21 protein-coding genes and 1 tRNA gene are annotated in these 25,749 nt (G+C 66.9%); 9 read left to right on the top strand and 13 right to left on the bottom strand.

Annotated features, from left to right (window positions below; translation table 11 throughout):
* Position 1: 1 nt before the first annotated feature.
* The 3 genes from ACZYZE_RS11245 to ACZYZE_RS11235 form a co-directional block, all read right to left on the bottom strand.
* Complete coding sequence (locus ACZYZE_RS11245; protein ID WP_463907714.1) at positions 2-940, bottom strand: carbohydrate ABC transporter permease; 939 nt, start codon at positions 938-940, stop codon at positions 2-4.
* Positions 937-1,815, bottom strand: coding sequence for a carbohydrate ABC transporter permease (locus ACZYZE_RS11240; protein WP_459319890.1), 879 nt, complete (start codon positions 1,813-1,815; stop codon positions 937-939). The genes ACZYZE_RS11245 and ACZYZE_RS11240 overlap by 4 nt, the downstream gene beginning before the upstream one ends.
* A gap of 105 nt (positions 1,816-1,920) precedes the next feature.
* Positions 1,921-3,240: an ABC transporter substrate-binding protein gene (locus ACZYZE_RS11235; RefSeq protein WP_463907712.1), complete on the bottom strand. Its 1,320-nt coding sequence runs from the start codon at positions 3,238-3,240 to the stop codon at positions 1,921-1,923.
* A gap of 352 nt (positions 3,241-3,592) precedes the next feature.
* Here ACZYZE_RS11235 and otsB point away from each other — a divergent pair, with 352 nt between their 5' ends.
* On the top strand, positions 3,593-6,220 hold the full coding sequence (gene otsB, locus ACZYZE_RS11230) for a trehalose-phosphatase (protein WP_463907710.1): 2,628 nt from the start codon (positions 3,593-3,595) through the stop codon (positions 6,218-6,220).
* A gap of 35 nt (positions 6,221-6,255) precedes the next feature.
* Here the strand turns inward: otsB and ACZYZE_RS11225 are convergent, their stop codons facing one another.
* The 4 genes from ACZYZE_RS11225 to ACZYZE_RS11210 form a co-directional block, all read right to left on the bottom strand.
* Positions 6,256-7,335: a GmrSD restriction endonuclease domain-containing protein gene (locus tag ACZYZE_RS11225; protein ID WP_463907708.1), complete on the bottom strand. Its 1,080-nt coding sequence runs from the start codon at positions 7,333-7,335 to the stop codon at positions 6,256-6,258.
* 154 nt (positions 7,336-7,489) lie between these two features.
* A complete protein-coding gene (locus tag ACZYZE_RS11220; RefSeq protein WP_463907707.1) occupies positions 7,490-8,416 on the bottom strand; it encodes an AEC family transporter in 927 nt (308 codons plus the stop codon).
* A gap of 127 nt (positions 8,417-8,543) precedes the next feature.
* Entirely contained in the window at positions 8,544-8,972 is a 429-nt protein-coding gene (panD, locus tag ACZYZE_RS11215) for an aspartate 1-decarboxylase (protein ID WP_463907705.1), read from the bottom strand.
* A gap of 117 nt (positions 8,973-9,089) precedes the next feature.
* Positions 9,090-10,013 (bottom strand): LysR family transcriptional regulator, encoded by a 924-nt coding sequence (locus tag ACZYZE_RS11210; RefSeq protein ID WP_459319870.1) that lies wholly within the window; start codon positions 10,011-10,013, stop codon positions 9,090-9,092.
* Positions 10,014-10,156: 143 nt separating this feature from the next.
* On the opposite strand from ACZYZE_RS11210, the gene ACZYZE_RS11205 reads away from it, so the two are divergent.
* Both ACZYZE_RS11205 and ACZYZE_RS11200 read left to right on the top strand, forming a co-directional pair.
* The gene (locus tag ACZYZE_RS11205; protein ID WP_463907703.1) at positions 10,157-11,620 is read left to right on the top strand and encodes an amino acid permease; all 1,464 of its coding nucleotides are present in this window, start codon (positions 10,157-10,159) and stop codon (positions 11,618-11,620) included.
* Positions 11,621-11,875: 255 nt separating this feature from the next.
* Positions 11,876-15,406: a bifunctional proline dehydrogenase/L-glutamate gamma-semialdehyde dehydrogenase gene (locus tag ACZYZE_RS11200; protein ID WP_463907701.1), complete on the top strand. Its 3,531-nt coding sequence runs from the start codon at positions 11,876-11,878 to the stop codon at positions 15,404-15,406.
* 114 nt (positions 15,407-15,520) lie between these two features.
* Here the strand turns inward: ACZYZE_RS11200 and ACZYZE_RS11195 are convergent, their stop codons facing one another.
* Both ACZYZE_RS11195 and ACZYZE_RS11190 read right to left on the bottom strand, forming a co-directional pair.
* Positions 15,521-15,817 carry a hypothetical protein gene (locus ACZYZE_RS11195; RefSeq protein WP_459319867.1) on the bottom strand — a complete coding sequence of 99 codons (297 nt, stop codon included), beginning with the start codon at positions 15,815-15,817 and terminating at the stop codon, positions 15,521-15,523.
* A 285-nt stretch (positions 15,818-16,102) separates the two neighbouring features.
* A complete protein-coding gene (locus ACZYZE_RS11190) occupies positions 16,103-16,957 on the bottom strand; it encodes a LysR substrate-binding domain-containing protein (RefSeq protein ID WP_459319866.1) in 855 nt (284 codons plus the stop codon).
* 139 nt (positions 16,958-17,096) lie between these two features.
* Here ACZYZE_RS11190 and ACZYZE_RS11185 point away from each other — a divergent pair, with 139 nt between their 5' ends.
* On the top strand, positions 17,097-18,515 hold the full coding sequence (locus ACZYZE_RS11185; RefSeq protein ID WP_463907699.1) for an MFS transporter: 1,419 nt from the start codon (positions 17,097-17,099) through the stop codon (positions 18,513-18,515).
* 12 nt (positions 18,516-18,527) lie between these two features.
* Here the strand turns inward: ACZYZE_RS11185 and ACZYZE_RS11180 are convergent, their stop codons facing one another.
* The 3 genes from ACZYZE_RS11180 to ACZYZE_RS11170 form a co-directional block, all read right to left on the bottom strand.
* A complete protein-coding gene (locus ACZYZE_RS11180) occupies positions 18,528-19,688 on the bottom strand; it encodes a N(5)-(carboxyethyl)ornithine synthase (protein WP_459319864.1) in 1,161 nt (386 codons plus the stop codon).
* Positions 19,685-19,834 carry a hypothetical protein gene (locus ACZYZE_RS11175; protein ID WP_459319863.1) on the bottom strand — a complete coding sequence of 50 codons (150 nt, stop codon included), beginning with the start codon at positions 19,832-19,834 and terminating at the stop codon, positions 19,685-19,687. Before ACZYZE_RS11175 ends, ACZYZE_RS11180 begins: the two co-directional genes overlap by 4 nt.
* Before the next feature lie 106 nt (positions 19,835-19,940).
* Positions 19,941-20,011, bottom strand: a tRNA-Gly gene (locus ACZYZE_RS11170).
* Between the two features lie 194 nt (positions 20,012-20,205).
* Between ACZYZE_RS11170 and ACZYZE_RS11165 the strand changes: the two genes are divergently transcribed.
* Entirely contained in the window at positions 20,206-21,114 is a 909-nt protein-coding gene (locus tag ACZYZE_RS11165; RefSeq protein ID WP_463907696.1) for a PaaX family transcriptional regulator, read from the top strand.
* A gap of 20 nt (positions 21,115-21,134) precedes the next feature.
* On the opposite strand, the gene ACZYZE_RS11160 is transcribed toward ACZYZE_RS11165, so the two are convergent.
* Entirely contained in the window at positions 21,135-21,536 is a 402-nt protein-coding gene (locus ACZYZE_RS11160; protein ID WP_463907695.1) for a RidA family protein, read from the bottom strand.
* 213 nt (positions 21,537-21,749) lie between these two features.
* On the opposite strand from ACZYZE_RS11160, the gene ACZYZE_RS11155 reads away from it, so the two are divergent.
* From ACZYZE_RS11155 to ACZYZE_RS11140, 4 genes are all read left to right on the top strand, one after another.
* The gene (locus tag ACZYZE_RS11155; RefSeq protein ID WP_463907693.1) at positions 21,750-22,616 is read left to right on the top strand and encodes a fumarylacetoacetate hydrolase family protein; all 867 of its coding nucleotides are present in this window, start codon (positions 21,750-21,752) and stop codon (positions 22,614-22,616) included.
* Positions 22,617-22,679: 63 nt separating this feature from the next.
* Positions 22,680-23,129 carry a cupin domain-containing protein gene (locus ACZYZE_RS11150; protein ID WP_463907691.1) on the top strand — a complete coding sequence of 150 codons (450 nt, stop codon included), beginning with the start codon at positions 22,680-22,682 and terminating at the stop codon, positions 23,127-23,129.
* Positions 23,126-23,998 (top strand): acyl-CoA thioesterase, encoded by an 873-nt coding sequence (locus ACZYZE_RS11145; protein ID WP_463907689.1) that lies wholly within the window; start codon positions 23,126-23,128, stop codon positions 23,996-23,998. Before ACZYZE_RS11150 ends, ACZYZE_RS11145 begins: the two co-directional genes overlap by 4 nt.
* A 101-nt stretch (positions 23,999-24,099) precedes the next feature.
* Positions 24,100-25,749, top strand: a complete 1,650-nt coding sequence (locus ACZYZE_RS11140) for an AMP-binding protein (protein ID WP_463907687.1) — start codon at positions 24,100-24,102, stop codon at positions 25,747-25,749.

Here is a 25,749-nt window from a genome sequence, read left to right as displayed (position 1 = left end):
TTTATCCTTTGCTGGAGCCGAGCGTCAGGCCGGCCACGAAGTGCCGCTGCAGGAGCAGGTAGATGATGAGGGCAGGAATGGCCGTGATCATGGCGCCTGCGGCGATCAAATTGTAATCCGAGAGGAACTGGCCCTGAAGGTTGTTCACTGCCGTTGTGAGCGGGAGCCGGTCACCGCTCTGGATAAAGAGCAGCGGCCAGAAGAAGTCGTTGTAGATGAAAATAACCTCGAGCGTGCCCATCGCCGCGAGTGCGGGCCGGCAGAGGGGGAGAATGATCTCCCAGTACTGCCGCCAGATGCCGGCGCCGTCCACCAAGGCGGCCTCCGTCAGTTCGGAGGAGAGCGCCTTCATGTAGTTGGAGAGGACGAAGGTGACGAAACCGATCTGGAAGGCGGTGTCGACGGCGATGACGCTGATGTAGGTATTGAGGAGGTTCCCGGAATCGCTGATGCTGTACGGGAGCTCAAGCTGCCTGAACATCTGGAACAGGGGAGCCGCAAGGACCTGAGGCGGCAGGAGGTTGCCGGCGGTAAACATGATCAGCAGCGTGACGTTAAACTTCCACGCCACCCGGCTTACGGCGAAGGCCATCATCGAGGCGAAGAACAAAATCAGGATGACCGAAGGGACGGTGATCAGTACGGAGTTCCAGGCATATTGCGCAAATCCGCCCCGGGTCCAGGCCTCGACGAAGTTGTCGAAATTGAAGGAGCCGCCGACGCTGAAGTACCCGTACTTGTCCGTGTCGGCCTTGGGCCGTAACGACGTAAAGACCGTCCAGGCCAGCGGCACCAGCCACATGGCTGCCATCACGGTCAGGAAGATGTGGATGCCGAAGTGCCGCTTTGCCGGGCCCCGGGTCTTGCCGCCGGCACCGGTGCGCTGCCTCGCGGCGACTTTCCTGCCCGCGGCGGCAGGGGCTGGCTTGATGATGCTCATGCCTCTTTGTCCTTTCCGAAGGCCCGGGACAGGTAGAACGTAATGGGAACCAGGGAGATAACCAGGAGGATGACCGCGAGGGCGGAGCCAACGCCGATCACCTGGCCTTCACCGACGAGGTTCTGGATGACGAGGGCGCTGATGAGTTCGAGGCCGTTCGTGCCGCGGTTGATGACATAGACAATGTCGAACGCGCGCAGTGATTCGATCACCGTGATGACGATGATGATCACGTTGACGGGCCGCATGGCCGGGAAGATGACCTGGAAAAACGTCTGGACCGCATTGGCGCCGTCGATCTGGGCCGCTTCCCGCAGGGTGGGGTCAACGCCCTTGAGCCCGGCCAGGTAGAGGATCATGACGTAACCGGCATGGCGCCACGTGGCTGCGACGAGGGCCGCCCAGATGTTGACGCTGGAGTCACCGAACCAGTCGACCGCCTGCGGGGTGCCGGCGGTCCCCAGCAGGAAGTTCAGCAGCCCGCTGTCCCGGTTATAGAACAACTGCCAGATGACGCCGATCAAGGCAAGCGACAGCATGACGGGGGTGAAGAAGATGCTCTGGTAGATCTTGGTGCCGCGGATGTTCTGATCGAGCAGGATGGCGAGCAACAGGCCTAGAGGGGTGGCGATGAGTGCCAGGAACACCAGCCACAGCACATTGTGCTGGACGGCGGGCCAAAACGGCGGGTAGTCGTTGGCGATGAACCGGTAGTTGTCCAACCCGGCGCCCTTGATATCGTCCAGGCTGAGCCCGTTCCACCGGGTGAAGGACAATGCTGCCGAGAGCAGCGTGGGGATCCAGACCAGGACAAGCTGGATCAGGGTGGGGACCCCCACCATGAAACCGAGTACCCATTTGTCCCGGCGGGACATCCGCCGGACCCGCCCTGCCGGGGCGCGTGTGGCGCGTCGTGCCCCGGCAGTAGTTGTATCGCTTGATGTGCTCACTTGAAATTCCTTGCTCGATATCGCGTGCTGCTACTGGGCGGCGTACAGCGATTTGGCCTGGGCTTCCAGGTTCTTGACATCCACGTTGCCGTCCTTGATGAAGGACTGCAGGGCCGGGATCATCACGTTGTTGGCCATGGCCGGCAGCGCATCGCGGTCAAAGAACTGGCTGATGCTCTTGGCATTGCTGATGGCGTCGGCCATCTTCTTGTTCAACGGCGAGAACTTGGAGGTGTCGGCGCCCTTGGCGGTGGCGATATTCGCCGAGTCGACGGATGCGTAGACGTCCTGTCCCTCCGGGGTGCCGAGGTAGGCGAGGAAGTCCTTGGCGGCCGGGTTCTGGCCGCCCTTTTTGGAGAGCAGCAGCCCGTCGATGGGGGCCTCGATTGCGTCCTGGCCTTCCATCGCGATCTCCGGGAACGGGAAGAAATCGATGTCGTCCGCGACCGTCTTGTCCGTGTACTGCTGGGTCAGGAAGGATCCGAGCAGGTACATGCCGGACTTCTTGTCGCCAAGGTTTTTTGCCGAGTCCTGCCAGGTCATGCCCAGGGCATTGGGGTTCTGGTACGGCAGCAGGGCCTTCCAGGTGTCGAACACGTCGCTGACCTTCTTCTGGTCCCAGCTTTCCTTGTGGGCGGTGAGGTCCATGTGGAACTGGTAGCCGTTGAGGCGCATGTTCAGGTAGTCGAACGTGCCCATGGCGGGCCAGCCGTCCTTGTCCGCGAATTCGATCGGGATCAGGCCGTCGCCCTGCATCTTCTTCGACAGCGCAGTCAGCTCATCGAAGGTCTTCGGGACCTGATAGCCCTTCTCGGCCCACAGGCTCTTGCGGTAGAAGAAGCCCCAGGGGTAGTTGTAGTTCGGGACCAGGTACATCTTTCCGTCGGAACCGGTGGACGCCTTCTTCAGGGCATCGGAGTAGTTCCCGCCGATCTTCTCCCAGACATCGTCGATCGGGGCGAGCAATCCCTTGTCGGCGTAGTACTGCATCCGGTAGCCGGCGAACCAGGTGAAGGTGTCGTCGGGGCTGCCCTGAAGGTAGGTGTTGATCTTGTTCTGGAAGTCGTTGTGCGGCACAACATTGGTGGTGGTCTTAATGCCCGACTTCTTCTCAAAGGCGTCCGTGAGGGCCTTGTAGGCGTTCTTGGGGACTTCATCCGAGGAACCGGAACCGAAGGTCAGCGTCTTGGCACCTCCGCTGGCGGCCGGTGCGCTGCCGCCGGTGCAGGCCGCCAGCAGCGGAACGCCTGCCATCGCGACTGCACCCACGCCCAGCGTCTTCAGCAGCGTCCGGCGGTCCCAGCCGCCCTGGCTGGAAGCCCTGCGCAGCGCGTCTTCATGCATGGTCATGGTTTCTCCTTTGAAATCAACGGATGCTGTGAGTCAGATCACATGATAATCAATCATAACCGAACAATAAGGAACCGTAAAGGGCAAAAAGGAACATTATCTGACTCGGAGCCTCGCCCGCGCCTCTCTACGCAGCCGCGGCAGACCGGTACGGGTATTCGGGGAGGACCGACGTCGCCGGCGCCGGCTCCGGCCGCGTCACCGGCGCCCGCGCAGTCCCGGCGGCCGCAGACGTTACATAGCTGCAACCGCCGGGATATCCGGGTGAAATGGGGCCGGGAGGATACTGGAAGTACGTCCGGTTCGGACGCCTCTTATGCAGGCATTGGGGACTACGCGAAGGACTCTGCCCATGCCCACCCCGCTGAACCAGTCCCTCGCCGACTCTGCCCTCCTGACAAGATCGTTGCCGCTGGGGCTGCTCCGCGCCTTCGTCCAGACCAACGCCGCCGACGACGGGCTGACCCCGCAGTTGCTGGCCGAACTCAAGATCCTGGCCCGCACGCCGGGGCTGATCGTGGCCTGCAACTACGGCGGAACGCTGTGTGCCGCGGAGGGTACGTCCACCGAAATCCTGCCGCTGGCCAGCGCCGCGATCGGCCTCCGTGCCCTGGCCGCCCTCCCGAACACCCACACGGCCGTCATCTCCGGGCGGTCGCTGCGGGATCTGGCCGCCGTTTCAAGGCTGCCGGCCGAGGTGCACCTTGTCGGCTCGCACGGCGCCGAGTTCGACATGGGATACGCCCACGGACTCTCCCTCGCCACCGAATCCGTGCTCCAGCAGACCAGCCAGGCGCTCGCCGAGGCCGTGGGCGCCCTCCGTGGCATCACCATCGAGCGAAAACCGGTTGCTGTTGCCGTCCACACCAACCACGCCACCCATGAGGTCGCGGCCAAGGCCGCCGAGCAGGCGGAGCAGATTGCCCGGGCCCACGGCCTGCACTTCATCGTGGACGGCTCGGTGCTGGACCTGTCCGTGGTGGAACCCTCCAAAGCCTCCGCCCTCGAGCACCTGCGCTCGGTGCTCGGCGTGAGCGCCGCCCTCTTCGCGGGGGACGCCTTCAGCGACGAGCTCGCCATGGCCACCCTCCGCGGCCCGGACCTGGGCCTGTGTGTGGGGGAGGGCCCGACGGCGGCAACGCACCGGCTGCGGGATCCGGAGTCGTTCTCCCGGGTGCTGGCTATCCTCTTCGAACTCCGGCGTGCCTGGCTGTTCGGGGAGGACGCCGTCGGCCTGGAACGCCATTCGATGATCGGCAACGGCTCCTCGACGGCGCTTATCACCCCGGACGCGAAGATCTGCTGGATGAGCCACCCGCTGCCGGACTCGGGATCGCTCTTCGCGCACCTCCTCGGCGGGGACGCGGCCGGGCACTTCTCGGTAGAGCCGGTGAAGACCTCGCAGGTCCTGGGCCAGCGCTACGTGGACAGCACCATGATCGTGGAGACCCGCTGGGCCGACGTCACTGTCACGGATTACCTCGAACCGGCGCCGGATGGCATCACCAGCCTGGTCCGGGTGCTCTCCGGTACCGGCGTGGCGAGGGTTGTGTTCGCCCCCCGCCCGGACTATGCCAACGCGCCGTTCAGCATGGAAGCCCGCGGCGCCGAGCTGCACGTCGTCGGAACCGCGGACCCCATCGTCCTGCTAGCGCCCGGTGTCTGTTTCACCATCACCTCGGACGGCCGCCACGCCACGGCCACGGCCGACGTCGACCTGGGGCACGGCCCCGTCGTGCTCAACCTGCGCTGCGGCGACACGGAACCGCAGCCGGCGGCACCCGACGACGAAACCGGGCGGCGGTCCGCCGTCGCGCATCATTCGCGGCGCTGGGTGCAGGAGCTGGAGCTGCCCTCGGTGAAGCCGTCGCTCGTCCGCCGCTCGGCGCTGGTGCTGCGCGCACTGGTCCACGCGCCTACCGGCGCCGTCCTGGCCGCCCCCACCACCTCGCTGCCGGAGGGAATCGGCGGCACGCGGAACTGGGACTACCGGTACTGCTGGCTGCGGGACGGGTCCATGACGGTCAACGCGCTGGTGGACCTCGGTTCGACGGCGGAGGCGGAAGGCTTCCTTGCCTGGCTGGGCCGGATCCTGGCCCACGCGCCAGGGCCGGAGTGGCTGCATCCGCTGTATTCGGTGACCGGGGCGCCGCTGTCCACCGAGGCCATCATCGAGAGCCTGCCGGGGTACGCGGGATCCCGGCCGGTGCGGATAGGGAACGCCGCGGACCACCAGGTGCAGCTGGATGTGTTCGGGCCGATCGCCGGGCTGATCGATGCCCTGGGCTCCCGGCAGGGAGAGCTGTCCGATGCCCACTGGGAATTGATGGTCCAGATGGCCTCGGCCGTCCTGGCCCGCTGGCGCGAGGCGGACCACGGGATCTGGGAGGCCCGCCGCGCGCCCCGGCACCACGTCTACACCAAGGTGATGTGCTGGGTGACGCTGGACCGGGCCGTGCGCACCGCGGCGCGCCACGGCCGGACGGCGCTGCCGGAGTGGGAGTCCGTGGCGGCCACGATCCGGGCGGAGGTTCTGCGCGAGGGCTGGGATGATGGGGCGTCGTCGTACACCGTCGCCTACGACAGCCCGGACCTCGACGCCGCGGTGCTGCATATCGGGCTCTCCGGCCTGCTGGATGTCAGCGACCAGCGCTTCCTGGACACCGTCACGGCGGTGGAAAGGGAGTTGCGGGTGGGACCCACGGTGTTCCGCTACCGGTACGACGACGGCCTGCCGGGGCTGGAGGGCGGCTTCCACATCTGCACGACGTGGCTGATCGAGGCCTATGTGGCGGTGGGCCGGGTCGAGGAGGCCTGGGACCTGTTCGACCAGCTGGTGAACCTCTTCGGCCCCACCGGGCTGCTGCCGGAGGAGTACGACCCGGGCACCGAAACGCATCTGGGCAACCATCCGCAGGCGTATTCGCACCTCGGCTTCATCCGCTGCGCGCGGCTGCTGGACGGGATCCCGAGGAACTAGCGCCGGCCTGGAGCCTTAGCCGGGCTGCGGGCGGGCTACTCGCAGGCGACGCCGTCCCTGTCGCCGTCGAGCTTGGTGTTGTAGCCCGGCTGGCCCACATGGATGGGCGCGGCGCCGGCTGCCCGGGCCGCGGCGCAGTTCGCGTAGTACACCGCAGCAGGAGCCGGGGCGGGGGCAGGTGCCACGTAGGGCTGGGCCGGGGCGGCTTGCTGTACGGGGGCAGGGTCCTGGGCCTGGGGAGGCGGCGCCTCCTGGTTGGTCGGCGCCGGTGCGTCCGGGCAGTCGCCGAGGATCCGGGCCATCGCATCGTGCTCGGCCTGCGTGACCCACAGTGTGTAACTGGCTTTGACCGAGATCTGGCGGGCGACATAGGTGCAGCGGTAGGACTTGTTCGGCGGCAGCCACGTGGCGGCGTCGCCGTCGCTCTTTTTCATGTTGGCGGGGCCATCCACCGCCAACAGGTTCAGCGGATCGTTGGCGAAGGAGAGCCGCTGCGCCGCGGTGAGCTGCTGGGCGCCCTTTTGCCAGGCATCGCTGAGGGCCACGACATGGTCGATCTGCACCGCGGTGCTGGTGGCATTGCCGCGGAGGAAGTTGATCAGGGTCGCCGTATAGGGGTCGTTCAGGACGCCGGAAAGGACCACGCAGTCGCGGGTCCCGGACTTGAGGGCCAGGGCGGTCAGGTCCCGGCGGAGCATGTCGTTGCGGGTGTCGCAGCCGTTACGGTCGACGTCGGCCCACGCCTGGCCAAACTGGTCACGTGAGTAGCCGGTCTTGGGCGCACGGCCCTTGATCGGGATGGTGGCCAGAACATCGAGGGCCTTGCTGGCGAAGGCGGGCTGCGGGTTTGGCGCGCCGACACCGGCTGCGGTGACGCCGGGAGTGGCGTCAGGGTCCAGCGGGGCGCCGTCGGTGGTGGGCGTTGGCGTGGCCGTCGGCGACGAGGTAGCGCTCGGGGAGCCCGCGGCGGCGGCTGCGGCCGGTGCGGTGGCGGGGCTCGCACACGCGGTGGCGGACACGAGCAGCAGTCCGGCGAGGCCGGCCGCGATCCAGTCGACCGCCCCGGTGCCGCGTGCCGGGTGCGGGCGGACGCTGTGTGGTCGGGCGGTCTTCAATTGTCTCCCCAGTACGTGCGTGTGTGCGGGTCGAATCCCCGGCCAGTCACAGCCTACCGGCGCCAAGGACAACGCGGGGTCACTTCGCGCCCATCCCGGGCCCCATCATGGGCGCGAAGTGACCCCGCGTTGTTCCTGGTCGGGGAGGGCACGGTCAGGCGAGTAACAGGGCCACCCCGATCATGGCCGGAACGGCCACCACGGTGGTGATCAGGACGGTGTCCTTGGCGACGGTAAGGCCGGTCCGGTAACGGTTGGCGATCACGAAGACGTTCTGCGCGGTGGGCAGCGCGGAAGTGACCACCGCGGCGAAGAGCGCCTGGTCCTCCATGCCAAGCCCAAAGCGGGCGAACAGATAAGCCAGCAGCGGATGGACAACGAGCTTAAATCCGCAGGCCAGCAGGGTGTCGGCCCGGCGCCCGGACGAGACCTGCAGCGGCCGGGAACCGTTCAGGCTCATGCCGAAGGCGAGCAGCATGGCCGGGATGGCGGCCCCGCCGATCAGATGGATCGGTTCCATCACCAGTGCCGGCACCTGCCAGCCGGTTCCGGCCACCAGGAGTCCCAGCCCGGAGCCCACGATCATGGGGTTGCGCAGGATCATCAGCACGAAGCTCAGCGGGGTGGTCCGGTGGGTGCTCGTGGTGGCGTCCAGGGCCATCAGGAACAGAGGTGTGAAGAAGGCCAACTGGAAGATCAGCAGCGGAGCAACGTAGCTGGCGTCGCCCAGGACAAACACGGCGATGGGGATGCCGAGATTGGCGGAATTGGCCAGCGAAGCGCTCATGGACGACATAAGGGATTCCGGCAGGGGGCGTTTGAACAGGAAGCGGACGATGCCGAAGAAGAGTGCCGCCGTCGCGATGGCTCCGACTGCCGACACCAGCAGGGGTGCTGAGAACACGTCGTGGACGTTGGCCGTGCTGAGGGTATCGAACAGCAGGGCCGGGCTGGCGACGAAGAAAGTCAGAGCGCTGAGCACGGAGCGGGCGTTCTCACCCAGGAGTCCGCGCCGGCCGACCAGCATTCCCACCAGGATGACGCACCAGACGACGAAGAATCCGGCGAGAACGCCTAGCATGCGGCGGTCCGCAGCGGCGCCGGCAGGGAGCGGGTAGTGGTCACCATCCCAGACTAATCAGATTTATTTAGGCAGGGCGCCTGTTGCGGCGGAAGCAGGGCGGGGTGTCGGGGCCCAATCAGGGAGGCTAGTTCAGTGCGGCGTTGTTCAGCGCGTGCGGCGGGCGCATGATCCCGGGGGTATGCCCCTCCGCGGGGTCGTTGCCGATCCCGATAATCCTGTTGTCCTTGTCCACATGGACCACCTTGGGGCTGAACGCCCTGGCTTCTTCCGTGGTCATCTGGGCATAGGTGATGAGGATGACGATGTCATTCTCATGCATGAGGTGTGCGGCGGCTCCGTTGATCCCGATCACCCCTGTTCCACGCTCACCGGCAATCGTGTACGTTTCCAGCCGGGCGCCGTTGGTGATGTCGACGATCGCCACGAGCTCTCCCGGGAGAATGTCGGCGGCCTCGAGCAGATCCAGGTCCACGGTGACGGAACCGACATAGTGAAGGTCCGCGTGGGTGACCGTGGCGCGGTGGATCTTGGACTTGAATATTGTGCGATTCATAACGTGACCAGTCTAGCGTCGGGCCGTCCGCCGTGCTGTGAGCCAGCGAACACCGCTTACATATTACGGGCAGGGACCCGACGGCGGGCTGCCATGCCGGCGTCGGCCTCTCCGCGGTCAGTCCAGCGGCGCCGCCTCGGCGGGGGCGATGGACGCGGCCGTCTCGGCCAGGACTTCCCGGGCCGCCAGGATGGCGGGCCGCTTGGCGCTCGAGCGCCGCACCGAGGTGAAGACCGTCCGGTGCGGGTCGCCCGGGAGGTTGATCAGCCGGGCTGTCGTTGCCCGTCCGGTCCAGACCAGATCCGGCATCAGGGCCACGGCGTTTCCGGACTCGATCAGCCGGATCTGCGCCTGCAGGTCAGCGGTTTCGAATCTGACGTCGGGCTCGAAACCGGCGCTCCGGCACGCCTGCTCGGCCCAGTGCCGGGAAGCAGCACCTCGGGGTTCCATTACCCACGCCAGCTCCGCGGTGTCGGCGAGGGAAGTGATGGACGGCCGGTCCGGGGAGGGTGGCGGAACCGCGAGGCGGATCGCATCGCCCGTCAGCCGGATCCTGTCCAGTTCCGCGTAGCGCGGGGCGGCGTGGCCGGGATACTGCTCGGCGATCACGAGGTCGAAGTCCCGGGCCCAGGTCTCATGCAGGGCCGTTTCCGGTTCCCGTTGCGTCATTTCCACCCGGACCTCGGGGTAGCTGGAGGACATCCGGGTCAGGGCGTCGGGCATCAGCGCCAGCGCAGCGGACTGGAACACGGCCATCCGCACAGTCCCCGTCACCGTGGTCAGCGAGGCCGCGAGATCAGCCTCGGCCTGCTCGAGGGTTTCGAGCAGCTGGGCCGTATGCGCCACGAGGACTTCGGCCTGTGGAGTGAGCTGCACCCGTCGCCCGGTCTTGCGAAGCAGCTCAACGCCGGCTTCCTTTTCCAGCAGGGCCAGCTGCTGCGAGACCGACGACGGGCTGTACTGGAGTGCCTCGGCGACCTCCGCCAGGGTGCCCCGGATCTTCAGTTCGCGGAGCAGGCGTAAACGCCGAACGTCGAGCATCGCTATTCCTTTGTGAATTCTAATGGTTATTGATTAGGAGAAGTCACTTTATCTAATGCAATCGGGCTTGCATACTGTTAGTCACTGAGTAACCCCCATCACAGGGTGGATTGATGGGCGCCACACCTAAGCAGGAGTCCTTGATGAGTACAAAAGATATGACCAAATCGATCATGCGGCGCAAGCCGATTGACGATATCGAAGAAGAGAACAAACACAGCGGCTTGATGAAGAGCCTCGGGCTGTGGCAGCTGACCGCTATCGGCGTCGGCGGCATCATCGGCGTCGGCATCTTCTCCCTCGCCGGCCTGGTGGCCCACGGCAGCGAATCCGAACCCGGAGTCGGCCCGGCAGTGCTGTTTTCCTTCCTGATTGCGGGCCTGGCCTCCGCGGCTGCGGCCCTGTCCTACGCCGAGTTCGCCGGCATGATCCCGCGGGCGGGTTCTGCCTACACCTACGGATACGTGGCGCTGGGGGAGGTGATCGGCTGGTTCATCGGCTGGGATCTGCTGCTCGAGTACATCGCGATCGTGGCAGTGGTGGCAATCGGCATTTCCGGTTACTTCGACGCGTTCCTCTCCGGCATCGGCATCAACATGCCTGTCTGGATGACCTCGACGCCGGACGAAGGCAAAGGCGGCATCGTCAACATTCCGGCGATTCTGGTCTGCCTGCTCGTTACCTGGATCCTCTCCCGCGGCACGCGCGCCTTCGGCCGCTTTGAGCTCGTGGCGGTAGCCATCAAGGTGGTCCTGATCCTCTTCATCATTGGCCTAGGCATCTTCTACATCGATACCAACAACTACAACCCGTTTATGCCCAGCGGCTTCGGTCCGGTCCTGGCGGGGTCCGCCACCGTGTTCTTCGCGGTCTTCGGCTATGACGCCATGAGCACCGCCGCGGAGGAAGCCACGGATGGCAAGAAGCACATGCCGAAGGCCATCATCCTCTCCCTGATCATCGCCATGCTCTTGTATGTCGCCGCCACCCTGGTGCTGACCGGCATGCAGAACTACCAGGACATCGACCCCAAGGCCGGGTTCGCCTCCGCGTTCAACGGCGTGGGCTTGCCGGTCATCGCCACCATCATCTCCGTCTTCGCGGTGTTGTCCATCATGACGGTTATGCTCACCTTCCTCCTCGGTGTCACCCGTGTCTGGTTCTCAATGAGCCGCGACGGTCTGCTCCCCGGCTGGTTCGCCAAGACGGACCGGCACGGCACCCCGCAGCGTGTCACCTGGATTGCCGGGATCGGCTCGGCCCTGCTGGCCGGCGTCTTCCCGATCAAGGCCGTCGCGGACCTGACCAACATCGGCATTCTGGCCGCCTTCGTCGTCGTCTGCTTCTCGGTGATCGTCTTCCGCTACAAGAAGCCCGATGCCCCACGGACCTTCCGCCTGCCCCTGATGCCGGTGATTCCGGCCTTCGGCGTCCTGGCTTCGGCGTTCCTGATGTTCCAGCTGCACTGGGAGACCTGGGCACGCTTCGGAGTCTGGCTGGTCATAGGCCTGGTCATCTACTTCGGCTACGGGCGCAAGCACTCGCTGATGAACCCGGACAGCCCGCGTCACGCAGAAGCAGAGGAGATGCACCGCCACGTCGGCTAGCCGCCGGACGGTCCCTCACCTCCAGGGCGCATACGACGAACCCTCCTCACCTCATGTGGGGAGGGTTCGTCGTTGCGGGGCGGAGGTGAGGGAGGGTCGCCTGCAAGGGGCCGGACGGTGAGGGGGATCCGGCGGTGAAAACCTTCGATTTTTCTAACCTGTACTGCTCGGAAAACATCGCTTTATCTTATGAAAATCCGGTCGCATACTGATTCTTGGAACGGTCCATATTTTGAGAAAGAACGAGTACCAGCCATGACCAAGATTTCAACGGAGTCCGGTGTGAACACCGGCAACACGGCCGAGCACGCACCCGTCTCGGAAGGCTCCCCGGTCCTTGAGGCCGCAGCCCTCGCCGAGGAAACCATCGGGCTGGTACGCCACTGGCTCACCGAAGCCGCACGGGTCCCGGTCGACGCCTCCGCGCAGCAGCTCGCCGGCGTCCTCAAGGACCCCAACGGCCTGGACTTCACAGTCGGGTTCGTCGACGGCGTCGTCCGCCCCGAAGACCTCCACGTCGCCGCCCGCAACCTGGCCGCCCTCGCCCCGAAGGTCCCGGCATTCCTGCCCTGGTACATGCGCAGCGCCGTCCGCCTCGGCGGCACCATGGCACCCGTCCTGCCGCAGGTGGTCATCCCGATCGCCCGCCGCGTGCTCCGCGAAATGGTCGGCCACCTGATCGTCGACGCGACCGACGCCAAGCTGGGCCCGGCCATCGCCAAGATCCGCAAGGACGGCATCAAGCTCAACGTCAACCTCCTCGGCGAGGCCGTGCTCGGCGAGCACGAGGCCTCCCGCCGTCTGGAGGGCACCCACACCCTGCTGTCCCGCCCGGACGTCGACTACGTCTCCATCAAGGTCTCCTCCACCGTCGCCCCGCACTCCGCCTGGGCCTTCGACGAGGCCGTGGAGCACGTGGTCGAGAAGCTCACCCCGCTCTTCACCCGCGCCGCTTCCTTCGCCGCCGGCGGGCAGAAAGCCAAGTTCATCAACCTGGACATGGAGGAGTACAAGGACCTGGATATGACCATCGCGGTCTTCACCCGGATCCTGGACAAGCCGGAATTCAAGAACCTTGAGGCCGGCATTGTGCTGCAGGCCTACCTCCCGGACGCCCTCGCCGCGATGATCCGCCTGCAGGACTGGGCCGCCGCCCGCCGCACCAGCGGCGGCGCCGCGATCAAGGTCCGGGTCGTCAAAGGCGCCAACCTGCCGATGGAGCAGGTCGAAGCCTCCCTGCATGACTGGCCGCTCGCCACCTGGGGCACCAAGCAGGACTCGGACACCAACTACAAGCGCGTCATCAACTATTCGCTGCACCCGGACAGGATCCGCAACATCCGGATCGGCGTGGCCGGCCACAACCTCTTCGACATCGCCTTCGCCTGGCTGCTGGCCAAGCAGCGCGGCGTCGAGTCCGGGATCGAATTCGAGATGCTGCTCGGCATGGCCCAGGGCCAGGCCGAAGCCGTCAGACAAGATGTCGGCTCGCTGCTGCTCTACACACCCGTGGTCCACCCCGCCGAGTTCGACGTCGCGATTGCCTACCTGATCCGCCGGCTCGAAGAAGGCGCCAGCCAGGACAACTTCATGTCCGCAGTTTTCGAACTCAGCGAAAACGAGACTCTCTTCGAGCGTGAGAAGCAGCGCTTCCTCGCCTCCCTCGCCAGGCTCGACGACGAGGTCCCGCCGCCCAGCCGCCGGCAGAACCGCAGCCTCCCTGCCGCGCCGCTGCCGCACGACTCCTTCGAGACCACTCCGGACACCGACCCCTCGCTGCCGGCCAACCGCGACTGGGGCCGCGCCATTCTGGGGCGTGTCCCGTCCTCCACCCTCGGCAATGCCGCCGTGGAGGCCGCCACCATCAACGACGCCGCCACGCTCACCACCGTGATCGAGACCGCCGTGCAAAAGGGCCAGGCCTGGGGTGCGCTCTCCGGCGCCGAGCGTGCGGCGATCCTGCACCGCGCCGGCGACGTCCTGGAGTCCCGCCGCGCCGAGCTGCTCGAGGTTATGGCCAGCGAGACCGGCAAGACCCTCGACCAGGGCGATCCCGAGGTCAGCGAGGCCGTGGACTTCGCGCACTACTACGCAGAATTGGCCCGCAAGCTCGACGACGTCGACGGCGCCACCTTCGTTCCGGCGAAGCTCACCCTGGTCACCCCGCCGTGGAACTTCCCGGTCGCCATCCCCGCCGGCTCCGCCCTGGCGGCCCTCGCCGCCGGCTCCGCCGTCGTGATCAAGCCCGCAAGGCAGGCCTGCCGCAGCGGTGCCGTTATGGTGGAGGCGCTCTGGGAAGCCGGTGTGCCCCGCGATGTGCTCACCCTGGTCCAGCTGGGCGAGCGTGAGCTCGGCCGGCAGCTGATCGCCCACCCCGACGTGGACCGGGTCATCCTGACCGGCGGCTACGAGACCGCCGAACTGTTCCGCACCTTCCGCCAGGACCTGCCGCTCCTGGCCGAGACCAGCGGCAAGAACGCCATCATCGTCACCCCGAGCGCCGATTTTGATCTCGCGGCGAAGGACGTGGCGTACTCCGCTTTCGGCCACGCGGGGCAGAAGTGCTCCGCCGCCTCGCTGGTGATCCTCGTCGGGTCCGTTGCCAAATCGAAGCGCTTCCACAACCAGCTGATCGATGCCGTCACGTCGCTCAAGGTCGGGTACCCCGAGGATCCGACCAGCCAGATGGGCCCCATCATCGAGCCTGCCAACGGCAAGCTGCTCAACGCCCTCACCACCCTGGGCGAAGGCGAAAGCTGGGCCGTGGAGCCGCAGAAACTCGATGAAACCGGCAGGCTGTGGAGCCCGGGCATCCGCTACGGCGTCCGCCGCGGATCCTACTTCCACCTCACCGAATTCTTCGGTCCCGTGCTCGGCGTCATGACCGCGGACACGCTGGAAGACGCCATCGCCATCCAGAACCAGATCGACTACGGGCTCACTTCGGGCCTGCACTCGCTCGACGCCGAGGAACTGGGGACCTGGCTGGACACTGTCCAGGCCGGCAACCTCTACATCAACCGCGGCATCACCGGGGCCATTGTGCAGCGCCAGCCCTTCGGCGGCTGGAAGAAGTCCGCCGTCGGCGCCGGAACCAAGGCCGGAGGGCCCAACTACCTCGTCGGCCTCGGCGCATGGACCAGCAAGGCCAGCACCGCCGCCAGCAACGGCGCCGCAGCCCCGGCGCACCCCGGTGTCCGCCGGATCGAGGATGCCGCCAAGAGCTTCCTGGCCGCCGAGGAGCTGGCTCCCCTGCAGCGTGCCCTGGCCTCCGACGCCCTTGCCTGGGCCGAGGAGTTCGGCACCGCGAAGGACGTCTCCGGCCTGGGCGCCGAACGCAACATCTTCCGCTACCGCCCGCTGCCGGTCACCATCCGCCGCTCTGAAGGCGAACCGCTCGGTGCGTTCGTCCGGACCGTTGCGGCCGGTGTCCTGGCGGGCTCGGCGCTGACCGTCTCCACCGCCGTCGAACTGCCCGCCCAGCTGCGCGCAGTACTGTCCGGTCTCGGCATTGCCGTCACGGTGGAGAGCGACGCCGAGTGGCTGGCGGCGGCCGGCACACTCTCCGCGGCGGGCGCGCTCGCCGGCGGACGGATCCGGCTCCTCGGCGGGGATGCGAAGGCACTCGCGGAGGCCACCGGCGGACGCCCGGACCTGGCGACGTACTTCCACCCGGTGACCGAAGCCGGCCGCGTCGAGCTGCTGCCATACCTGCACGAGCAGGCTATCAGCATCACGGCGCACCGCTTCGGCACCCCGAACCACATCTCGGACGGCCTGATCTAGCAGGTCTCCCGCGCCGGACGCGGCACAACAAACGAGCCGGGCGGCCGCCCTCCAATGGTGGCCGCCCGGCTCGTTAAGTTACTCGTTAAGTTAAAGGGCCGGTGTGATCGGGACTCAGCCGAAGTACCAGCCGGGCGGCACCCAGGCCGCGGGCACGGCGTGCGCGGAGAAATCGTCGCAGCCGGAGCAGAAGTAGGTGACTTCGCCCAGTTTTTTGACGGAGCCGTCCCGGTGATGCGTGGCAGGGACAAAAGTCTCCAGGTAGATGAACTCGTCGGTACCGCAGCGTTCGCAGTAGGGGCTGCCGACGTACTCGGCCTCCACCAGCGTGGCGGGGTGCGGATCCCGGCGTCCCCGGCTGGCGTGCTGGGCCGCGGCACCGCGGTGCACGGTGGTAGCCGGCGGGCGCACCGCCTGCAGCGTATGGACTGCCGGTGCTGTGGGAAATTGTGGTCGGTTTATGGCTGGCGTCATTGTCGGCCCATCCCGAACGCCTTCTGTGCCGTCGCCAAAAGGCAGACGCACTGGACAGCGTTCGTTTCTTTGAATCGTTGTCATTGGCCTCTGCTTGACCTTCAACATTTTCAGGATATGCCACGGATCACGGGCGATCAATGGCACCGCGTAAGTACATTCTCCAAGTAGGTACACGGGATGTACACGTACTCATGCCGCCGAAGGCACGGCGCCGCCGGCTCAGGCGGAGCGCTTCAGCGTCCGGCCCACGATCGCCTGGGTGAGGGCCTCGATCACCTCGGTGTTGGCCAGCGGGTTGCGGATCAGGGTGAAGTCGACGTCGCCAACGGGCGGGAGATCGAAGCGCCGGGTGATGATCAACAGGTCCTCCGGGACCAGCGAGGACGGCATCACGGCGACGCCGATGCCTGCCCGCACGGCGGCGAGGACGCCGCTGATCTGCCGGGTGGTACACGTGATCCGCCAGGTCCGGCCGGTGGCTTCGAGCGCGTCGATGGCGAGCTTGCGGCTCAGGCTGGGGGAAGGGTAGGCAATCAGTGGTACGGACTCGGCCGGATCCAGGACAGTCTGCTCCAGGCCCACCCAAGCGAAGGAGTCCTGCTGGACCACGGTGCCGTCCTTGGCCCCGGCCACCCATTTGACGAAAACGAGGTCCAACTGCCCGGCGTTGAGGCGCTTGTAGAGCTGGTCGCTTTGGCCCACCGTCAGTTCCAGGTTGATCTGGGGGTAGACCTGGCGGAACTCCCGAAGGATCCGGGGCAGACCCGTGATGGCGAGGTCATCGGCGGTGCCGAACCGCAGCCGTCCGCGCATGGCTGATCCGGAAAAGTAACGGGACGCGGCGTCGTGCGCGGACAGGATGCTGCGGGCGAACCCGGCCATGGCGTCGCCGTTGTCGGTCAGGCGCACATCGCGGGTGTCGCGGGCAACGAGGACCCGCTTCGCGGCGGACTCAAGCTTGCGGACATGCTGGCTGACGGTGGGCTGCGCGAGGCCCAGCCGCTCGGCGGCCTTGGTGAAACTCAGGGTTTCGGCGACGGCCAGGAAGGAGCGGAGCTGGGCGGGTTCGAACATGCGGACTCCTGGCCTGCGGCACGCGCGCACCGCATTGCGTTTCGTAATGCGAGTTATGCGGAGAATAAGCTTCCATAATCTGTCCCGGCCAGCTTAGCGTTAAGGCATCCCCGCACACCCGCTCGCTTGAGGACTTTCCGTGGCACCCCCTCCGCCGTTACAGGCCAATGTAACTTCACTGCCGGACATCAACACCGCACCGATCGCCGTCGTCCATGAGCGCCTGCCGTGGCGCCACACCTTCATCTCGCTGAAGGTCCGGAATTTCCGCATCTTCGCGGTGGGCCATTTCATCGCCGTCATCGCCCTGTGGATGCAGCGGATCGCCCAGGACTGGCTGGTGCTCCAGCTCTCGGGCTCGGTCACCGCCGTCGGCTTCACTGTGGCGCTGCAGTTCCTGCCCTCGCTGTTCCTCGGTCCGTGGGCGGGGATGATGGCGGACCGCTTCGCGAAGCGGAAGATCCTCATGCTCTGCCAGTCGGTGGCCGCGGTGCTGGCGGCACTCCTCGCGGTGCTGGCCCTGACCCAGCGGATCGAAGTCTGGCACGTCTACGCCATCGCCCTGGCGCTGGGCCTGGTCACTGTACTGGACCAGCCGGCGCGGCAGGTCTTCGTCAACGAACTTGTGGGGCCGGCCTACCTGAGGAACGCCATCAGCGTGAACTCCACCATCTTCCAGCTTGGCGGCCTGATCGGCCCCGCGGTCGCCGGGTTGCTGCTCACCGCAGTGGGCGCCGGCTGGGCCTTTGCCGGCAACGCCGTGGCCTGCTGCTTCACCGTGGCCATGCTGCTCACGCTGCGGAGGGACCAGCTGTACATCAGCGCCCCGGCGGCCAAGCGCAAAGGCATGCTGAAAGAGGGGCTCAACTACGCGCTGGGCAAGCCCACCATCTACTGGCCCTGGCTGATGGCCGGATTCATCGCCGTGTTCGCGATGAGCCTGCCGGTGCTGCTGGCCGCGTTTGCGGACCATGTGTACGACGTCGGCGCCGGCGGCTACGGCCTGCTGAACGCACTGGTGGCACTGGGGGCGCTGGCCGGGGCGATTACCTCTGCGCGGCGGCGTGAGCTGCGGCTGCGCTCGGTGATGCTGGGGGCCGGCATGTACGGGCTCACGCTTTGCCTCGCGTCGCTGGCGCCGTCCATGATGTGGTTCGGCGCAGCGATGGTGCTTGCAGGGTTCTGGTGCCTGATGTTCCTGACCGCCGCCAACCAGCTGGTCCAGATCAGCTCCAACATGGCCATCCGCGGACGCGTGATGAGCCTGTACATCATGGTGCTGATCGGCGGGCAGGCGATCGGCGGCCCAATGATTGGCTGGCTGGCCGAGCACATCGACCCGCACACCGCCATCCTGGTCTCCGGCGCGGTGCCGGCACTCGCCGCGGCCGCCGTCGCCGTCGTGCTGGCGCGCCGGGATCAGCTGATGCTCAAGGTGGATCTGAGGGACCGGCGCCGGCTCGTGCGGATCGTCCGGAAGCGGGCCGGCCAAGGACGCGCGCAGCACCCGGGCGGGCGGCCGGCCGCCGCCGCGCCCCGGGTCCCCGAAACGGTCTAAGCGACCGGACTCCTAGGCGCCCAGCGGCAGGTGCGGGTACTCCGGCTCCCGATGCTGGAACTGCAGCACATCCGGGTTCTGGACTGCACCGTCGCGGATTTCGATTGCGCGGCGGATCGTTTCATGTCCGGCCCAGGCTTCGGGGCCGGACATCACGGTTTCCAGGAACGGCAGCAGCGCCTCGCTGATTTCCCAGCTGGCGGAGTTCCAAAGGTAGGACGGGCTGTGGTCCACCGCGTAGTAGTCGATGTGGTCGCCCACCTTGAACATGGGCTCGGCGAAGGTGGTGCTCTTCGCCCAGCTGAAGCCCATGCCCTCGTCGCAGGACACGTCCACGATCAGGCTGCCGGGCCGGAACGCGGCGAGATCCTCGATGCGCAGGTACGTCAGCGGCGCATTGGGATCCTGCAGCGTGCAGTTGACCACGATGTCGCTCTCGGCGAGGAACGGGGCCAGCGGCACACGTCCTCGCTCGGTGATGACCTGGCTGAGGTAGGGCGCCTTGTCATCATGGTCGAACTGGGCGATCCGCACCGAGTGGATGGGGGAGCCCACCGCGGCAACACCGCGGCTGGTCAGCACCTGGACGTCGTGGACACCGTGGGCGTTCAGGGCTGTGACCGCGCCCCGGGCCGTGGCCCCAAAGCCGATGACGACGGCGCTGAGCCGGCGGCCGTAGTCTCCGGTGGATCCCGTGAGGGCCAGGGAATGCAGCACGGAGCAGTAGCCGGCCATCTCGTTGTTCTTGTGGAACACGTGGAGTCCGAAGCCGCCGTCGCTGGCCCAATGGTTCATGGCCTCAAAGGCGATCAGTGTGAGCTTCTTGTCGATCGCCAGCTGGGTGATGGCACGGTCCTGGACGCAGTGCGGCCAGCCCCACAGGATCTGCCCGTCACGGAGTTCGGCCAGGTCTTCGGGCTGCGGCTTAGGCAGGAGGACGACGTCGGCCTCCGCCAGGAGCTGCACGCGCGGCGCGATGCGCCCCACGAGGGGTGCCAGGTGGTCATCCGAAACACCGAAACGCTCGCCGTAGCCCTCTTCCAGGATCAGCCGCTGCCGGAGTTCCGGGGCGATGCGGTCCAGATGGAGCGGGTGGATCGGGAGGCGGCGCTCGTCAGGCTTCCGTGTGCCGGCAAGGACTCCGAGGGTGAGGTGGCTTGATGTGCCGCTCACTTCTTTTTGGGACTCGCCGGCTTGGCGCTGGTCGCCTTGTCCATGGAGCTGGGCGGCGCCGCATCGTTCCTCTTGTCGGCCCGCTTTTCCTTGAGGGACTTGCCGGACTTCTTGGATGCTGCTTGACGCGGTGATTTGTCAGCCATGATCGCTCCTGTAGCGGAACCGAAGAGGTTCCTGACTTCGAACCCTACAGGTAGTGACCTAACAGCCCCGGAGGCGTCCGCTGATCGGATTTCTGCAGGGGATCGGAGCGGCTGACGGGAATCGAACCCGCGTATCAAGCTTGGGAAGCTAGCGCTCTACCATTGAGCTACAGCCGCAGTGGGACTGTCCAAAATGCTGGACTTGGTCCCGGGGACAACGAGATTTACCTTACCCCAGCCGTCGGCGTTCTCCGAACAAGTCACGCCGGCCCGGCGCCGCGGAGCGTCCTGCCCGCCGCTCCGGGCGGAGGTCTATAGCCTAGATCCATGACTGTTCTCCCGAGGGAAGACCGACGGTGGTAGACGACCCCGTGCCTGCACCGACCGCTGCCCAGGAGCCGGACTCCGCGCCTGCGGGCGAGGGTGCCGTTCCCCGGCAGGCTCCGCGCCACCAGCAGCTGATTGTCACCATCTACGGCCTGTACGGACGCCCCAACGGCGGAGTCATGCCGGTCTCCGTGCTGATCTCAATGCTGGACGACCTGGGCGTGGAATCCTCCGGGGTGCGGTCCTCCGTGTCTAGGCTCAAGCGCCGCGGCGTGCTGGAAAGCGTCAGGCAGGGCGGTGTCGCCGCCTACCGGCTGGCCCCGGACCTTGAGGACGTGTTCCAGGAGGGCGACCGCCGCATCTTCTCGCCCCGGCGCGCGACGGCCGCCGACCGCTGGCTCCTTGTCGCCTTCTCCGTCCCGGAATCGCAGCGCCACCTCCGGCACCAACTGCGCAGCACGCTGACCCGGATGGGCTTCGGCTCCGTCACCCCGGGCCTGTGGATCGCGCCGGGCACCACCTACGAGGAGATCAGGCACCAGTTGGAGCGTGCGGGCCTGACCGAATATGTGGAGTTCTTTGCCGCCGAGCACCTGACCTCGGACCATGTGCGGGACAAGGTCTCCCGGTGGTGGGACCTTCCGGCCCTTGAGGCGCTCTACGCGGAGTTCATTGAACGCTTCGCACCGGTGCTGGAACGCTGGGAATCGCCCGCGGCGCCGACGCCCGGACCCGACGCGGACCGTGCCGCCTTCGCCGACTACATCCAGCTCCTCACCCAGTGGCGGCGGCTGCCGTACCTGGATCCGGGGCTGCCGGCGGAGTTCCTTCCCGCCGGATGGCACGGGCTCACCGCGGAGTCAATCTTCGCCGATCTCCACCGCATCCTCAGCGGACCGTCCCGCCAGCATGCCGAGCGGCTGTTGAAACCGTCCGTGCCGGCACGGACCTAAGGCTTCCGCCGCCGGGTCTCCTACTTCTGCCCTGCCACGACGGCGATGGCCTGGATCTCGATAAGTGCCTCGGGCTGCCAGAGCCGAGTGACGCCGACGCCGGCCATCGCGGGGTAGTCGGTGCCCGCCATTTCGCGCCAGATTCGCCCGATTTCGCGGCCGTTTTTCTGGTAATCCTCGACATCGGTCAGGTAGATGTTGACGTTTACGAGGTCCGAGGGCTCGCCGCCGGCCTCCGCCAGGGTGACGAGGACGTTGGAGAAGCACTGGCGGAACTGCTCCACGATGCCGCCGGGAACAATGTCGCCGGTGCCGTCCATGGCCGTCTGGCCGCCCAAGTAAACGGTAGTGCCGGCGAGGACGCCGTGGGCGAATCCGGAGGGCTTGGCCAGGGCTGCGGGGTTGATGACCTTGTGGTTCATGGGGCTCCTCATTGAGTCGGCGGTGGTTCGGAGAGCGGGCCGGCAGAATCCGGAACTGCGGCCGGTCTACCCAAAGCGGTGAAATCGTGTTAAGTTGAGCATATGTGACGACCGTAAAAATGTCGACATACCCCGTCAGGGGATGCCACAGTGGGGCAGTCACCGGAATCGGCAAAGGGGCCGGTTCCGCCGCCGAACCGGAAGTATCCAACCATGCGACTTGCGACCATCATTACCGCAGCCCGCGACGCCGCGGACGGCCAAGACACCCGGGCTGCCGTGCAGTCCGGGGACCGCTTTGTGCTGCTCGCCGCCCGGGACCTCAATGAACTGTTGGAGAGCCCCGACTGGCGGGCGCAGGCTACTGCCGCCGTGGCCGCGCACGCGGACGGCATGGCCGAGGCCAGTGTTCCGGTGGACGAAGCACGCTTTGCCGCCGCCCTGCCCAGCCCGGCCAAGGTCATCTGCTGCGGTCTGAACTACGCTGACCACATCGAGGAAATGGGCCGGGAGCGGCCGGAATACCCCACCCTTTTCGCCAAGTATGCCGATACCCTGATCGGCGACGGCGGGGTCATCGATGCCGGCGGCCACGGCGCCAGACTGGACTGGGAAGCCGAGCTGGCGGTCGTCGTCGGCGCCCCGCTCAAGAATGCCTCGCCGGCCGAGGCCTCCGCCGCGATCGCCGGGTACACCGTGGCGAACGACATCTCGCTGCGCGACTGGCAGAGCCGCACCCTGCAGTGGTTCCAGGGCAAGGCCTTCGACCGGACCACCCCGCTGGGTCCCGTGCTGGTGACCCCGGACGAATGCGACCCCGAGGCCGGCGTCCGGGTCCGCTGCCTGGTCAACGGCGAAGAAGTCCAGAACGGCAACACCAAAACGCTCGTCTTCACCGCCGCCGCCCTGCTGGCCTACATCTCCACCTTCACCCGGCTGAGCCCCGGCGACGTCGTCCTCACCGGCACCCCCGGCGGCGTCGGCATGGGAGCCAATCCGCCGCGCTTCCTGCACGACGGCGACGTCGTCACCACCGAGATCGAGGGCATCGGCACCCTCACCAACACCGTCCGGCTCTAAGCTCCCACCAGCGCAACCGACCGGCGGCAGCCCCGAGACTGCCGCCGACAGAGAGGAAACACCATGACCGAACAGATCAGCCAGCAGCTGACCGAACAGATTGTCCCCGTCGTCACCCGCAAGGGCGCAGAGCACCGCGACACCGGCCAGTCCGGCGGGGCCGTCCGCATCTCCGGGGTCAGTCCGCAGCACACCCCTGCTACAAAGATTTGGTACGGCCAGGTCAGCAACGAGCCCGGCTACCGCTCCTTCCCGCACCACCACGGCGAAGCCGAGACCGGCGGCTACGTGCTGCGCGGCCGCGGCCGGATCTACTTCGGCGCCCGCTTCGAGGACTTCATCGACATGACCGAGGGCGACTGGGTCTTCGTCCCGCCGTACATGCCGCATGTGGAAGCCAACATGAGCACCACCGAAGAACTCGTCTGGCTGACCGCCCGGACGCCGGAAAACATCGTGGTAAACCTCGACGACGTCGACGACTCCACGCTCGCAGGGTACCGCCGGGTATGAACCCCACTTCGGAGATCCTCCTGTCCGCCCTGGAACTGACGCCGGTCGAGCCGGAGTTCCTGGACGAGGCCTACACGGCCACGACGCAGTATGTGCCGTGGCCCAAGGCCTATGGCGGGGACATGGTGGCCCAGGCCGCGGCGGCCGCGATGCGGTCGGTGGGGGATGACCGCTCGCTGCACTCGATGCACAGCTACTTCATGCGCCCGGCGGACATCGGCGCCGAGGTCCGCTACGAGGTGGAGCGGCTCCGCGACGGGCGGGGCTACTCCACCCGGCAGGTCCGCGCCTACCAGAACGGAAAGACCGTCTACGTGGCCATGGCGTCCTTCCATGCGGAGGAACCCGGCGAGGAGTTTGCCCGGGCCATGCCGGCCGGGGTCCCGGCGCCGGAGTCGCTGCCGTCTTCCGCCGACGTGCTCGACGGCGTCGAAGGCGACGCCGCGGCCTACTGGTCCGGCGGCCGCAGCTTCGACATGCGGCACGTGCCCGGCGCCGTCTACCTCAGCGTCGAGGGGGAACAGGTGCCGCACCAGGCCGTCTGGGTGAAGGCCTTCGACCGGCTCCCGGACGACCCGGACCTACAGCGTGCCGCACTGGCCTACGTCTGCGACTACACCATCCTGGAACCGGTGCTCCGCGTCCACGGCTACGCCTGGGGCGACCCGGGCCTGGTCACCGCCAGCCTGGACCACGCCATGTGGTTCCACCGCGAGGGCCGGGTTGACGACTGGCTGCTCTACGTCCAGGAAGCCGTCTCGGCGCAGGCGAGCCGCGGCCTCGCGCAGGGCCACTTCTACGACCGGCAGGGCCGGCTCCTGGCCACGGTGGTCCAGGAAGGCATGATCCGGAAGTCGACTGCTCCGTAAGTGCCCTTTTGGCCCGTCAACACGGCCGTTTCGGAGCAATCGATGAGCCGTTCCACCTCTTAGCTGTTACCTCATATCAATGACGATACGAAAGGCTTGCCATGGATCTGACGCCCTCGGCGCACCAGGACACCTTTGCGCGTGACAATCTGCCTCCGGCGGAGCAGTGGCCCGCGCTGGAGTTCACGCTCCCGGAACTGCAGTACCCGCAGCAGCTCAACGCCGCCACCGCGCTGATTGACGACGCCGTCCGCAGCTTTGGTGCCGACCGCCCGGCCCTGCTCACGCCCGACGGCGGGTCCTGGAGCTACGGGGAACTGCAGCGCCGCGCCAACCAGGTGGCACAGGTCCTGGTCGAGGACTTCGGGATCGTCCCCGGCAACCGCGTGATGCTGCGCTCGCCGAACAACCCGTGGCTCGTCGCGGCCTGGCTCGGAGTACTGAAGGCCGGCGGCGTGGTCGTCACCATCATGCCGGCCCTGCGCGCCGGCGAAATCCGGACGCTGCTGGAACTGACCCGTCCGGCCGCCGCCCTGTGCGACAGCCGGTTCCTCGAAGACCTCGCCGAAGCCGCCGGAAACGACGTGCCGGTGCTGGCCATGGGGGGCAGCACCGGCGCGGACCTCGTCGCCCGTTGTGCTGCCAAGAGCGGCGAGTTCAGCGACGTCCCGACGGCGGCGGACGACGTCGCGCTGCTCGGCCCGACGTCGGGCACCACCGGGACGCCGAAGATCACCATGCACTTCCACCGCGACATCCTCGCCAACGCGGACACCTTCGCCCGGCACATCCTGGCGCCCACGCCGGAGGATGTGTTCGCGGGGTCCCCGCCGCTGGCCTTCACCTTCGGGCTGGGCGGCCTTGTGGTCTTCCCGCTGCGCTTCGGCGCCGCCGCGCTGCTGACCGAACGCGCCACCCCGCTTGAACTGGCGGAGGCCGTGCACACGGCGAAGGCCACCATCCTGTTCACCGCCCCGACTGCCTACAAGGCGATCCTCAAGGAAGGCGCCGAGGGGCTGCTCGCCAGCCTCCGCACCGCCGTCTCGGCCGGTGAGCACCTGCCGGCCGAAACCTGGCGCACCGTCCATGAACGCACCGGACTGAAGCTGGTCAACGGCATCGGCGCCACCGAAATGCTGCACGTCTTCATCTCCGCGGCAGGCGAGGACATCCGCACCGGCGCCACCGGCACGGCCGTCCCCGGCTACCGGGCCACCATCCTTGACGAGGACGGCCGGGAACTCGGCCCGAACGCCGTCGGACGCCTCGCCGTCATCGGCCCCACCGGCTGCCGCTACCTCAACGATTCACGCCAGCTTGACTACGTCGTCAACGGCTGGAACGTCACCGGTGACACCTTCAGCCGGGACGACGACGGCTACTTCTATTACCAGGCCCGCTCCGACAATATGATTGTTTCCTCCGGCTATAACATCGGCGCCCCCGAGGTCGAGGCCGCGATTGACCGGCACCCGGACGTGATGGAAAACGCCGTCGTTGGCCGGCCCGACCCGGACCGGGGCAGTGTCGTCTGCGCCTTCATCGTGCTGCGCGAGGGCGTCGAGGCCGATGACGCCAAACGCAAGGAAATCCAGGACTTCGTCAAGCAGACCATCGCCCCGTACAAGTACCCGCGCCAGGTGAACTTCGTCGACGGCCTGCCCCGCAACCCCAGCGGCAAACTCCAGCACTTCCGGCTGCGCGAGCAGCTGGCCGCTGACACCGCCACCCCCGAACACCAGAACGTTTGA

It is taken from the genome of Pseudarthrobacter woesei, assembly GCF_055412745.1.
The sequence above is the reverse complement of the archived record's forward strand: the minus strand, read 5'-3'. Positions and strand labels throughout refer to the sequence as shown.

Coding starts and splice junctions, on each gene's coding strand:
- ACZYZE_RS11245 (WP_463907714.1), bottom strand. CDS start 940: ATGAGCATCATCAAGCCAGCCCCTGCCGCCGCGGGCAGGAAAGTCGCC.
- ACZYZE_RS11240 (WP_459319890.1), bottom strand. CDS start 1,815: ATGTCCCGCCGGGACAAATGGGTACTCGGTTTCATGGTGGGGGTCCCC.
- ACZYZE_RS11235 (WP_463907712.1), bottom strand. CDS start 3,240: ATGACCATGCATGAAGACGCGCTGCGCAGGGCTTCCAGCCAGGGCGGC.
- otsB (WP_463907710.1), top strand. CDS start 3,593: ATGCCCACCCCGCTGAACCAGTCCCTCGCCGACTCTGCCCTCCTGACA.
- ACZYZE_RS11220 (WP_463907707.1), bottom strand. CDS start 8,416: ATGCTAGGCGTTCTCGCCGGATTCTTCGTCGTCTGGTGCGTCATCCTG.
- panD (WP_463907705.1), bottom strand. CDS start 8,972: ATGAATCGCACAATATTCAAGTCCAAGATCCACCGCGCCACGGTCACC.
- ACZYZE_RS11210 (WP_459319870.1), bottom strand. CDS start 10,013: ATGCTCGACGTTCGGCGTTTACGCCTGCTCCGCGAACTGAAGATCCGG.
- ACZYZE_RS11205 (WP_463907703.1), top strand. CDS start 10,157: ATGAGTACAAAAGATATGACCAAATCGATCATGCGGCGCAAGCCGATT.
- ACZYZE_RS11200 (WP_463907701.1), top strand. CDS start 11,876: ATGACCAAGATTTCAACGGAGTCCGGTGTGAACACCGGCAACACGGCC.
- ACZYZE_RS11190 (WP_459319866.1), bottom strand. CDS start 16,957: ATGTTCGAACCCGCCCAGCTCCGCTCCTTCCTGGCCGTCGCCGAAACC.
- ACZYZE_RS11175 (WP_459319863.1), bottom strand. CDS start 19,834: ATGGCTGACAAATCACCGCGTCAAGCAGCATCCAAGAAGTCCGGCAAG.
- ACZYZE_RS11160 (WP_463907695.1), bottom strand. CDS start 21,536: ATGAACCACAAGGTCATCAACCCCGCAGCCCTGGCCAAGCCCTCCGGA.
- ACZYZE_RS11155 (WP_463907693.1), top strand. CDS start 21,750: ATGCGACTTGCGACCATCATTACCGCAGCCCGCGACGCCGCGGACGGC.
- ACZYZE_RS11150 (WP_463907691.1), top strand. CDS start 22,680: ATGACCGAACAGATCAGCCAGCAGCTGACCGAACAGATTGTCCCCGTC.
- ACZYZE_RS11145 (WP_463907689.1), top strand. CDS start 23,126: ATGAACCCCACTTCGGAGATCCTCCTGTCCGCCCTGGAACTGACGCCG.
- ACZYZE_RS11140 (WP_463907687.1), top strand. CDS start 24,100: ATGGATCTGACGCCCTCGGCGCACCAGGACACCTTTGCGCGTGACAAT.